The organism is Aeromonas veronii, assembly GCF_040215105.1.
GTDB lineage: Bacteria > Pseudomonadota > Gammaproteobacteria > Enterobacterales > Aeromonadaceae > Aeromonas > Aeromonas veronii_G.
The window spans coordinates 1,898,913-1,910,702 of sequence record NZ_CP157875.1 but is presented as its reverse complement, the minus strand read 5'-3'; the positions used below and the strand labels follow the sequence as shown (position 1 = coordinate 1,910,702).

Sequence of the window (11,790 nt, the reverse complement as noted above, 5' to 3'; positions counted from 1 at the left end):
AGATGCTCTATCCGTGTTGTAGGTATTTCCGTCCGGGGCTCGTGTTTCTCAATCCCCTGTGAAAGGGCCTCGGGGGCCCCGGTTATCTTTCTGATTTCGCTCGGGTACTCGAAGGCGGGGGCGCTTGCCAGCAAGGGCGCCTCCCCTGCCCCTCGGACATCCTGTGCATGGCCGGATGGAAAGCCCGGGGGCTTGCCCATCCGGCCCATGCCCTTAGACGTCCAGCAACAGACGGGTCGGATCTTCCAGCAGTTCCTTGATGGAGACCAGGAAGCCCACGGACTCGCGACCGTCGATGATGCGGTGATCATAAGAGAGCGCCAGGTACATCATCGGCAGGATCTCGACCTTGCCATCGACCGCCATGGGTCTGTCCTGGATCTTGTGCATCCCCAGGATGGCGCTCTGCGGCGGGTTGATGATGGGAGTAGACATCAGGGAGCCGAACACGCCACCGTTGGTGATGGTGAAGTTGCCGCCGGTCAGTTCATCCACGGTCAGCTTGCCGTCACGGCCCTTGCCAGCCAGATCCTTGATGGCCTTCTCGATGTCCGCCAGGCTCATGTTGTCGCAATCGCGCAGCACCGGGGTTACCAGACCACGGGGGGTGGAGACGGCGATGCTGACGTCGAAGTAGTTGTGATAGACGATGTCATCCCCGTCCAGCGCCGCATTCACTTCCGGGTAGCGCTTCAGGGACTCAACAACGGCCTTCACGTAGAAGGACATGAAGCCGAGCTTGATGCCGTGCTTCTTCTCGAAGATCTCGCCGTACTGCTTGCGCAGCTTCATGATGGGCGCCATGTTGATCTCGTTGAAGGTGGTCAGCATGGCGGTGGTGTTCTTGGCCTCCAACAGACGCTCGGCGATGCGCTTGCGCAGACGGGTCATGGGCACGCGCTTCTCGGTGCGACCGGCCAGCGGAGCGACCGGTGCCGCAGCCACGGGGGCGGCAGCAGCCGGAGCGGCAGCAGCCGGAGCGGCAGGAGCCTTGCCCAGGTTCTTGATGAAGGCTTCCACGTCTTCCTTGGTGACGCGACCGCCCTTGCCGGTGCCGGTCAGCTTGGCGACGTCGATGGCGTGCTCGGCCACCAGACGGCGCACGGACGGGCTCATGCCATCGGTGCTGTCGTCGGCTGCGGCTTCCACCGGCTTCTCCTTGGTCTCTTCACCGGCCACGGGGGCGGCCTTGAGCATGGCGATCAGCTGACGGGAGAGCACGGTCGCCCCTTCCGCCTGCAGGATGTCACCCAGAACGCCGGCTTCCGGCGCCGGGACTTCCAGCACGACCTTGTCGGTTTCGATGTCGACCAGCACTTCGTCACGGGCAACCAGATCACCCGGTTTCTTGTGCCAGGTCGCGATGGTGGCATCTGCCACTGATTCGGGCAGGTCCGGTACCTTGATCTCGATAGTCATCTATTCAGTTCCTTGTTTACTTCTTGGCCAGCAGGCTTGTTCCAGCTCAGAGAGGGGCTTGGCACCCCTCTCATCCATGACTCGTTTATTCCAGCGTGAGGGCGTCTTCCACCAGGGCTTTCTGCTGCTTGGTGTGGACGGACATGTAGCCGACGGCCGGTGAGGCCGAGGCCGGGCGACCGGCATAACGCAGGCGGGCCTGACTTGGCAGCACGCTGTCATAGTGATGACGGGTGCTGTACCAGGCGCCCTGGTTCTGCGGCTCTTCCTGACACCAGACGAAGTCGGTGACATGGGCGTAATCGGCGAGAATGGTGCGCACCTCTTCCTCCGGGAAGGGGTAAAGCTGCTCGATCCGCACCAGGGCCACGTCCTGCTGCTCGGCCTTGCGACGGGCATCGAGCAGGTCGTAGTAGACCTTGCCGGAGCAGAACACCACGCGTTTGACCCCTTTCGGATCCAGTGCATCGATCTCGCCGATGGCGTTCTGGAAGGTGCCTTCCGCCAGCTCGTCGAGCTTGCTCACCGCCAGCGGGTGGCGCAGCAGGGATTTCGGCGTCATCACGATGAGCGGACGACGCATGGGGCGCACCACCTGGCGGCGCAGCATGTGGAACACCTGGGCCGGGGTGGACGGCACGCACACCTGCATGTTGTGTTGGGCGCACATCTGCAGATAACGCTCGAGGCGGGCGGAGGAGTGCTCCGGACCCTGCCCTTCGTAACCGTGGGGCAGCAGCATGGTCAGACCGCACATCCGGCCCCACTTCTGCTCACCGGAGGAGAGGAACTGATCCACCACCACCTGGGCACAGTTGGCGAAGTCACCAAACTGGGCTTCCCAGATGGTGAGACCCGCCGGCTCGGCGCTGGCATAGCCGTATTCGAAGGCCAGGACCGCGTTCTCGGTCAGCACGGAGTCGTACACCTCGAACGGCCCCTGCTCGTCGTGCAGGTTGCACAGCGGGGTATAGGTGCTGGCGTCGGTCTGGCTGTGCAGCACGGCGTGGCGGTGGAAGAAGGTGCCACGGCCGGAGTCTTCACCGGTGAAGCGGATGCGCGAGCCCTTGTCCACCAGGGTGGCGTAGGCCAGGGTCTCGGCAAAGCCCCAGTCCAGCAGCTTCTCGCCGGCGGCCATCAGGCGACGGTCTTCGTAGATCTTCTCGACCTGGCGTTGCAATACGTGAGTCGCCGGGTACTGGCTGATGCGCTCCCCTAAGGACTTCAGGTGATCCATGGGCACAGTGCTGTCGTAGGGCATGGCCCAGTCATGACCGAGATACGGGGTCCAGTCCACGGAGTGCAGCTCCATGGGGCGCCACTCCTTGCTCACCCGCTCACCCCGGTCCAGGGTGTCGCGGTACTCGTTGACCAGGGTGGTCGCGAGCTCGGGAGCGATGATGCCCTCGGCGATCAGCTGATCGGCGTAGATCTTGCGCGGGGTCGGATGCTGCTTGATCTTCTGGTACATCAGCGGCTGGGTCGCGCTCGGCTCGTCCGCCTCGTTGTGGCCGTGACGACGGTAGCAGACCAGTTCGATGACCACGTCGCGCTTGAAGGTGTTGCGATAATCCAGCGCAATCTGGGTCACCAGCACCACGGCTTCCGGATCGTCACCGTTGACGTGCAGCACAGGCGCCTGCACGGACTTGGCGATGTCGGTGCAATATTCGGTGGAGCGCAGGTCACGGATGTAGGAGGTGGTGAAGCCGACCTGGTTGTTGATGACGATGCGCACTGTCCCGCCGACGCCATAGGCACGGGTCAGGGACATGTTGAAGGTCTCGGCGACTACCCCCTGCCCGGCCATGGCGGAATCACCGTGGATGGTGATGGGCAAAACGCTGGAGCCATCCTTGTCACCACGACGGTCCATACGGGCACGGACCGAGCCGATGACCACGGGGTTGACGATCTCGAGGTGAGACGGGTTGAAGGCGAGCGCCAGGTGGACGTTGCCACCCGGGGTGGCGAAGTCGGAGGAGAAGCCCATGTGGTACTTCACGTCACCGGTGCCCCAGGACTCACCATGCTTGCCGGCAAACTCGTCGAACAAATCTTGCGCCCGCTTGCCGAGCACGTTGATCAGCACGTTCAGGCGACCACGGTGGGCCATGCCGATGACGGCCTCTTTGCAGCCCTGCTCACCGGCGCGGCGGATCAACTCTTTCAGCATGGGCACCATGGCATCGCCCCCTTCCAGGGAGAAACGCTTGGCACCGGGGAACTTGGCCCCCAGGTATTTTTCCAGCCCTTCGGCTGCGGTCAGACTCTCGAGGAAACGGGTCTTCTCCTCCAGGTTGTAGTTGCCGTGGGCTTCGATGGATTCGAGCCTGTCCTGCAGCCAGCGCTTCTCCTCGGTGGAGGTGAGGTGCATGTAGTCGGCACCGATGCTGTTGCAGTAGGTCTTCTTGAGCGATGCGTAGAGATCCGACAGCACCATGGTCTCACGCCCGATGGCGTAAGAGCCCACGTTGAAGGTGGCCTCCATGTCGGCCCCCTGCAGACCGTGGAAGGCGGGGTCCAGTTCGGCAACGGTTTCACGATCCCAGAGGCCGAGCGGATCCAGATTGGCGTTTTGATGGCCACGGAAACGGAAGGCGTTGATCAGCTGCAGCACGCGCACCTGCTTGGCGTCCACCTGGGGATCGCTGACAGGGGCACTGTAACGGGAGGGATCCTTGGCCAGGCGGCGGAAATAGTCGCGAACCTGGGAATGGGGTTGGTCGACAGCATGACCGTTGACCTGGGGCAGCTGCTCAAACAGGCTGCGCCACTCGTCGGCGACGGAGTCGGGGTTTTCCAGGAAGGATTCGTACAAATCCTCAATGTAGCTTGCATTCGCACCAGCCAGGTGAGATGACTCCAACCAGGCCTTCATCACGCCGTTATGCATTTCTATCCCTTGTACATCTTGTTCGCTGCAGCGCAGCTTGTAGGGGTCAAACAGCCATCCTGCATCTCGCCTGGCACCTCGCCTGAAGAGGGGCGGGATGGCTATCCAGAGGTCGGGCCCGGCGGGTGACGCCCGGCCCTGGTACTACACGGCCCGATTGAGCAGCATCGACTTGATCTGACCGATGGCCTTGGTCGGGTTCAAGCCTTTGGGACAGACGTTCACGCAGTTCATGATGCCGTGGCAGCGGAACACGCTGAACGCGTCGTCCAGGTTACCCAGTCGTTCGGCAGCCGCGGTATCACGGCTGTCCGCCAGCCAGCGATAGGCGGCGAGCAGACCGGCCGGGCCGATGAACTTGTCCGGGTTCCACCAGAAGGAGGGGCAAGAGGTGGAGCAGCAGGCGCACAGAATGCACTCGTACAGACCATCCAGCTTGGCGCGCTCTTCGGGGGATTGCAGGTGCTCACGCACGGGCGGCAGTTTTTCATCGTTGATGAGGAAGGGTTTGACCTTCTCCCACTGGGTGTAGAACTGGGTCATGTCGATCACGAGATCCCGGATCACCGGCAGGCCGGGCAAGGGACGAATGACGACCTTGTTGCCCTTCTTCAAGAGATCGGAAAGCGGAGTGATGCAGGCAAGACCATTCTTGCCATTCATGTTGACGCCGTCGGATCCACAGACCCCTTCGCGGCAGGAGCGGCGGAAGGCGAGTGTGGGGTCCAGCTCTTTCAGCTGGATCAGTGCGTCGAGCACCATCATGTCGGAACCTTCAGGAATATCAAGGTGATAATCCTTCATGTGCGGGACGTTATCAACATCCGGGTTGTATCTGTAAACAGAGAATGTGACGTTCATTGTATTTGGCTCCGCAATCAGTAAGTCCGCACCTTGGGTGGGAATGCCTCACGGGTTTTCGGAGACATGTTGACAGCGCGACGGGTCATGGACTCGGTGTCCGGGTGATAGAGGCTGTGGCACAGCCAGCTCTCATCGTCGCGATCCGGGAAGTCGAAGCGGCTGTGGGCACCGCGACTCTCGGTACGGAAGTTCGCCGCCACCGCGGTGGCATAGGCCGTCTCCATCAGGTTATCCAGCTCCAGGCACTCGATGCGCTGGGTGTTGAACTCCTTGGAGGTGTCGTCCAGACGGGCGTTCTTGAGGCGCTCGCGGATGAGTTTCAGCTCGGCCAGCCCCTCTGCCATGGCATCCCCTTCCCGGAATACGGAGAAGTTGTTCTGCATGCAGCGCTGCAGATCTTTACGGATCTGGGCCGGGTCTTCCCCGTCACGGTTGGCTTCCCAGCGGTTGAAGCGCTCAAGAGCCTTGGCGACCTCGGCCTCGGTGGCCTCGCGGCCATGTTCCATCTCGCCCAAGGTCTCCACCAGGTGCATGCCGGCGGCACGACCGAACACCACCAGATCCAGCAGGGAGTTGCCACCCAGACGGTTGGCGCCGTGTACGGAGACACAGGCGATCTCCCCCACCGCGAACAGACCGACCACGGGGACGTCGTTGCCGTCCTTGTCCTGGGTCAGGCACTGGCCGTTCACGCTGGTCGGCACGCCGCCCATCATGTAGTGGCAGGTCGGGATGATGGGAATGGGTTCCTTGACCGGATCCACGTGGGCGAAGGTGCGAGACAGCTCGCAGATCCCCGGCAGGCGGGATTCCAGTACCTCTTTACCCAGGTGATCCAGCTTGAGTTTGATGTGCGGGCCCCAGGGACCGTCGCAGCCACGGCCTTCGCGGATCTCGATCATGATGGAGCGAGCCACCACGTCGCGACCGGCGAGATCCTTGGCGTTCGGCGCATAACGCTCCATAAAGCGCTCGCCGTCCTTGTTCAGCAGATAGCCGCCTTCACCGCGGCAACCCTCGGTCACCAGCACCCCTGCCCCGGCGATGCCGGTCGGGTGGAACTGCCAGAACTCCATGTCCTGCACGCCTACACCGGCGCGCAGCGCCATGCCGACACCGTCACCGGTGTTGATGTGGGCATTGGTGGTGGACTGGTAGATGCGACCGGCGCCACCGGTGGCGAGCACCGTGGCCTTGGCCTTGAAGTAGACGACCTCGCCGCTCTCCATGTCGATGGCGGTGCAGCCGACGACGTGACCGTCCTGGTTCTTCACCAGATCCAGCGCATACCACTCGGAGAAGACCGTGGTCTTGTTCTTGACGTTCTGCTGATACAGGGTATGCAGCAGGGCATGGCCGGTCCGGTCGGCCGCAGCCGCGGTACGGGCCGCCTGCTCGCCACCGAAATTCTTGGACTGACCACCAAACGGGCGCTGATAGACGGCGCCGTTGTCGAAGCGGGAGAAGGGCAGACCCATGTTCTCCAGCTCATAGACGGCTTCCGGGCCCGTCTTGCACATGTATTCAATCGCTTCCTGGTCACCGATGTAATCGGAGCCCTTGACGGTGTCGTACATGTGCCACTGCCAGTTGTCGTCATGGGCATTGCCCAGGGCGACCGTGATCCCGCCCTGGGCGGAAACGGTGTGGGAACGAGTCGGGAAAACCTTGGAAAGCAGTGCGCAGCTCTTGCCGGATTGGGCAATCTGCAGCGCGGCGCGCATACCGGCGCCACCGGCACCGATCACGACCGCATCAAATTCACGAGTTGGAATAGTCACCTTACACACCCCACAGCACGACGAAACCAGTCATCAGATAGACAAACAGCACCACCACCAGTGCAAATTGCAGTGCACCGCGCAGTCCCACCGGTTTGATATAGTCGGTCAGCACCTGCCACAGACCGATCCAGGCGTGGATCAGGACGCAAACCAGCGTCAGCAGGGTGAAGACCTTGGTGAAGGTTTTGGCGAAGAAGCCGGTCCACACCTCGTAGGTGATGTCATTGAGGGCGACAAAACCCACCAGATAGAGGACGTAGGCCGTCATGATGAGGGCGGTGGCGCGGATCAGGATGTAGTCATGAACACCGCTGCGCCCGAAAGTTGCAGAATTGGTTACCATACCAGTACCCCCGCCAATACGGCCAGAATCGCGGTGATCACGAAGCCCACCCGGGCGCTCTGATTCGCGGATTCCAGCTCTTCCCAATGCCCCATGTCCATGACCAGGTGACGCAGACCGCCCACGATGTGGTAAGCCAGCGCAGTCAGGATCCCCCACAGCACGAACTTGACCAGGAAGTTGTCCATGATGGCAACGACCGTTTCAAATCCTTCGGGAGAGGCGAGTGAAGTACCAAGCATCCACAGCAAGATGGCAAGCGCCACAAAGGTGATGACCCCTGAGACACGATGCAAGATGGAAGCGATGGCGGTGACAGGAAAGCTGATCGTCTGTAGGTCGAGGTTTACAGGTCTCTGTTTGTTTTTCACGGCTTTGCCCACTCAGCTCCATTGAGCACGTTAGTTATTGTTTTTACACGCTTTGAGGGCTAGGAGTGGCATTTGTTAGGTTTTTGTTACCAAAACAACTCAGGAAAGCCAAAAATAACATTTTCAATATCACATCTGGCTTTGCGAAAGCGTTTCAAACACCGACGACCATCACCCACGTGGCGCAGTATATCGGCGGCCTTAACCAATGACAATCAATTAGCTACATAGAAAACCCAAAACCGTAAACCAGATCCCACAACAGCTTTAACAACTCATTAATGATCATCCAGTAAAATTGACAAAGCTATCGATCTCTGGTTCAAATAAGGCGCTCCAGCCGCCGTGGTACGGGTAACAACCTTTGCCAGCGTTATGAAAGTCGTAATAAAGTAGGACTGGAACCAAATTATAAAGAGCAAAGGAGACGTGCTATGGCTGATAAAATAGCCACCCTACACTTGCCCGGAAAAGAGCCGGTAGAACTGCCGATCCTGTCCGGGACTGTCGGACCCGATGTCATCGATGTCAGAAAACTGGGTGCTCAAGGGTACTTCACCTTTGACCCGGGCTTCATGGCCACCGGATCTTGCAAATCGTCCATCACCTACATCGACGGGGATCAGGGTGTCTTGCTGCACCGTGGTTATCCCATCGCCCAGTTGGCCACCCAGGCCAGCTACCTCGAAGTCTGCTACATCCTGCTCTACGGTGAGGCCCCCACCAAGGCCCAGTACACGGACTTCGAACGTCTGGTCACCCGCCATACCATGGTGCACGAACAGATCGCCTTCTTCTTCCGCGGCTTCCGTCGTGACGCTCACCCCATGGCCGTCATGTGCGCCGTGGTCAGCGCCCTGTCCGCCTTCTATCACGATGCCCTCGACATCAACAACGAGGAGCACCGCGAGATCTGCGCCTTCCGCCTGCTCTCCAAGATGCCGACCCTGGCCGCCATGTGCTACAAGTACTCCATCGGTCAGCCGTTCATGCAGCCGCGCAACGCCCTCTCCTATGCGGGCAACTTCCTGCACATGATGTTTGGCGTGCCGACCGAAGAGTACAAGGTCAACCCCATCGTCGAACGCGCCATGGATCGCATCTTCACCCTGCATGCGGATCATGAGCAGAACGCCTCCACCTCCACCGTGCGTCTGGCGGGCTCCTCCGGTGCCAACCCGTTCGCCTGTATCGCCGCCGGGATCGCCTCCCTGTGGGGTCCGGCCCACGGCGGTGCCAACGAAGCCTGCCTCAAGATGCTCGAAGAGATCGGTTCGGTCGATCGCATCCCCGAGTTCATTGCCAAGGCCAAGGACAAGAACGATCCCTTCCGTCTGATGGGCTTCGGTCACCGGGTCTACAAGAACCACGATCCCCGCGCCACCGTGATGCGTCAGACCTGCCACGAAGTGCTGCAGGAGCTGCAGATCAAGGATCCGCTGCTGGATGTGGCCATGGAGCTGGAGCGCATCGCGCTCTCCGACCCCTACTTCATCGAGAAGAAGCTCTACCCGAACGTGGACTTCTACTCCGGCATCATCATGAAGGCCATCGGCATCCCCATGTCCATGTTCACCGTGATCTTCGCCATCTCCCGTACCATCGGCTGGATTGCCCACTGGAATGAAATGCACTCGGATCCGGATCAGAAGATCGGCCGTCCTCGTCAGCTCTACACCGGTCAGCCCCAGCGGGAATTCGTCCCCCTGGATCAGCGCTGAATTCATCGCGGATAAAAATTGTTACAAAGGCGGTCATTGACCGCCTTTTCATTTACCGCTTTAATCGCGCCCTTTCGCCAAAAGGAGAGACCCTGATGAAAGCCCCCCTGATACTCTGTTCCGCCCTGTTGCTCAGTGCCTGCCAGAGCACCCCGCCCACCGAGACCCTCTACATCAAGAGCCAGCTGGCCGACTGCGTCGGTGTCGCCCCCATGAAGTGCATGCAGGTACGCAGCCAGCCCGGCGAGAGCTGGAGCTTCTTCTACCAGCAGATCGAGGGCTTCACCTTCGAGCCCGGCTACAACTATCAGCTGGAAGTCACCAAGGAGAAGCTGACCGATGTGCCGGCCGATGCCTCTTCCCTGCGCTACCAGCTGATCAAGGTCGTGAGCAAGGAAGCCGCTCGCTGAGTGAATGGGCGTCATATAGACCACACCAGTTCAATTAATCAGCACCTTGTGCTAGTCTGGGCCTCCCTCATGGTTTGAGTCACTACTGCAGCGTTAAAGGTTATGATTAACATCCGCGCCATCCGGGCTCCCGACTGGCCCGCCATCATGAAGATCCAGCACGAGTGCTATCACCAGTTCGATCCCGAGCCTCTCGACGTGATGCAGAACAAGTCCGAGCTGGCGCCGGCATGCTGCTGGGTTGCCGAGCGCCAGGGCAAGGTGCTCGGTTACCTGCTCTGTCACCCCTGGCGTGCCAGACGGCCCCCACCCCTCTCGGTCGCCATGCAACGACTGGCTGGGGATGAGGAGTTCTATCTGCACGATCTCGCCGTCTCCGGCGAAGCGCGCGGCATCGGGGTGGGTCAGCGGCTGCTTGCCACCGCCCTCGCCTTCGCCAGTGAAGAGGGATTCGCACATGCGGGTCTGGTGGCGGTGCAAGACGCGCCGGCCTTCTGGCGCAAGCAGGGGTTCCTGCCCGCCGCCACCGACAAGTGTCTGGCGGAATATGGTGAGGGTGCCGTCTATATGCGACTGCCGCTGGCAGCGCCAAGCGTGGCGTGAACGACAGCAAGCAAACCCGGTGTGTACGCCAGCGTACTTTTCCCGGCAGCAGTGCGGTTTGAACACTGACGACCGGCCATAAAAAAGGCGCCTTGCGGCGCCTTTTTCTATCTCGATTGTCTCGCCAGGATGGCTAGTTCATCAAGCCTTGAACTTGCTGAACACCAGGGAGGCGTTGGTCCCGCCGAAGCCGAAGCTGTTGGACATGACGGTGTTGAGATCAGCCGCTTCGTACTCGCGCACGATGGGCAGGCCCACGGCCTTCTCGTCCAGATTCTCGATGTTGATGCTGGGGGCGATGAAGCCGTGCTTGAGCATCAGCAGGGAGTAGACGGCCTCGTGCACACCGGCCGCGCCCAGGGCGTGCCCGGTCATGGCCTTGGTGGCGGAGAGCTTGGGCGCATTGCTGCCAAACAGGGTCTGGATCGCTTCCAGCTCCTTGGTATCGCCCACCGGGGTGGAGGTGCCGTGGGTGTTGATGTAATCCACCTGACCCACACCCTGCATCGCCATCTTCATGCAACGCACCGCGCCTTCACCGCTCGGGGCCACCATGTCGTAGCCGTCGGAAGTGGCACCGTAACCGGTGATCTCGGCGTAGATGTGCGCACCACGGGCCAGGGCATGTTCCAGCTCCTCGACCACCAGGATGCCGCCGCCACCGGAGATGACGAAGCCATCGCGGTCCGCATCATAGGTGCGGGAGGCTTTTTCCGGGTTGTCGTTGTACTTGGTGGAGAGAGCGCCCATGGCGTCAAACTGGATGGTGGAGGACCAGTCCAGCTCCTCGCCGCCGCCGGCGAAGACGATGTCCTGCTTGCCGAGCTGGATCAGTTCCAGTGCGTGACCGATGCAGTGGGCAGAGGTCGCGCAGGCGGAGCTGATGGTGTAGTTGACACCCTTGATCTTGAACGGCGTGGCCAGACAGGCGGAGGTGGTGGAAGACATGGTGCGCGGCACCATGTAGGGACCTACCCGCTTGACGCCCTTCTCGCGGGCGATGTCTGCAGACTCCGAGGTATTCTTGCCGGAGGCGCCGCCGGAGCCGGTGACGATACCGGTACGCTCGTTGGAAACCTGATCCTCTGCCAGACCCGCATCTTCGATGGCCTGCTGCATGGAGAGATAGGCGTAGGCCGCAGCGTCACCCATGAAGCGCATGACTTTACGGTCGATCAGTTCAGACGGATCGAGTTTGATGTTACCCCAGACACGGCTGCGCAGATTGTACTGTTCAAACTGCTCGGAATAGGTGATGCCGGATTTGCCTGCTTGCAGGGAGGCCAGCACTTCTTCCTTGTTGTTGCCGATACTGGAGATGACGCCGATACCGGTGATCACTGCTCTTCTCATTAATTCATCTCGTCTGGAAAAACTGG

Annotated in this window: 10 protein-coding genes; 3 read left to right on the top strand and 7 right to left on the bottom strand. The window is 60.7% G+C overall.

All coding sequences use genetic code 11. The annotated features are described in order from the left end of the window. Nucleotides 1-213: 213 nt before the first annotated feature. The 6 genes from odhB to sdhC form a co-directional block, all read right to left on the bottom strand. Nucleotides 214-1,419: a 2-oxoglutarate dehydrogenase complex dihydrolipoyllysine-residue succinyltransferase gene (gene odhB, locus ABNP46_RS08805; protein ID WP_349922016.1), complete on the bottom strand. Its 1,206-nt coding sequence runs from the start codon at nucleotides 1,417-1,419 to the stop codon at nucleotides 214-216. An 85-nt stretch (nucleotides 1,420-1,504) separates the two neighbouring features. Further along, the gene (gene sucA, locus ABNP46_RS08800) at nucleotides 1,505-4,315 is read right to left on the bottom strand and encodes a 2-oxoglutarate dehydrogenase E1 component (protein WP_349922015.1); all 2,811 of its coding nucleotides are present in this window, start codon (nucleotides 4,313-4,315) and stop codon (nucleotides 1,505-1,507) included. A 144-nt stretch (nucleotides 4,316-4,459) separates the two neighbouring features. Further along, nucleotides 4,460-5,176: a succinate dehydrogenase iron-sulfur subunit gene (locus ABNP46_RS08795; RefSeq protein WP_349922014.1), complete on the bottom strand. Its 717-nt coding sequence runs from the start codon at nucleotides 5,174-5,176 to the stop codon at nucleotides 4,460-4,462. Nucleotides 5,177-5,193: 17 nt separating this feature from the next. Continuing rightward, on the bottom strand, nucleotides 5,194-6,960 hold the full coding sequence (sdhA, locus tag ABNP46_RS08790) for a succinate dehydrogenase flavoprotein subunit (RefSeq protein WP_349922013.1): 1,767 nt from the start codon (nucleotides 6,958-6,960) through the stop codon (nucleotides 5,194-5,196). A 1-nt stretch (nucleotide 6,961) separates the two neighbouring features. Further along, nucleotides 6,962-7,306 (bottom strand): succinate dehydrogenase, hydrophobic membrane anchor protein, encoded by a 345-nt coding sequence (gene sdhD, locus ABNP46_RS08785; protein ID WP_349922012.1) that lies wholly within the window; start codon nucleotides 7,304-7,306, stop codon nucleotides 6,962-6,964. Continuing rightward, entirely contained in the window at nucleotides 7,300-7,689 is a 390-nt protein-coding gene (sdhC, locus tag ABNP46_RS08780; RefSeq protein ID WP_349922011.1) for a succinate dehydrogenase cytochrome b556 subunit, read from the bottom strand. Before sdhC ends, sdhD begins: the two co-directional genes overlap by 7 nt. 422 nt (nucleotides 7,690-8,111) lie before the next feature. Between sdhC and ABNP46_RS08775 the strand changes: the two genes are divergently transcribed. The 3 genes from ABNP46_RS08775 (at nucleotide 8,112) to ABNP46_RS08765 (ending at nucleotide 10,411) form a co-directional block, all read left to right on the top strand. Next, entirely contained in the window at nucleotides 8,112-9,398 is a 1,287-nt protein-coding gene (locus ABNP46_RS08775; protein ID WP_349922010.1) for a citrate synthase, read from the top strand. 95 nt (nucleotides 9,399-9,493) lie between these two features. Then, on the top strand, nucleotides 9,494-9,808 hold the full coding sequence (locus ABNP46_RS08770) for a DUF4377 domain-containing protein (protein ID WP_349922009.1): 315 nt from the start codon (nucleotides 9,494-9,496) through the stop codon (nucleotides 9,806-9,808). A 102-nt stretch (nucleotides 9,809-9,910) separates the two neighbouring features. Next, nucleotides 9,911-10,411: a GNAT family N-acetyltransferase gene (locus ABNP46_RS08765; RefSeq protein WP_349922008.1), complete on the top strand. Its 501-nt coding sequence runs from the start codon at nucleotides 9,911-9,913 to the stop codon at nucleotides 10,409-10,411. 141 nt (nucleotides 10,412-10,552) lie between these two features. Here ABNP46_RS08765 and fabB read toward each other — a convergent pair whose 3' ends face one another. Continuing rightward, nucleotides 10,553-11,764: a beta-ketoacyl-ACP synthase I gene (gene fabB / locus ABNP46_RS08760; protein WP_349922007.1), complete on the bottom strand. Its 1,212-nt coding sequence runs from the start codon at nucleotides 11,762-11,764 to the stop codon at nucleotides 10,553-10,555. Between the last annotated feature and the right edge of the window lie 26 nt (nucleotides 11,765-11,790).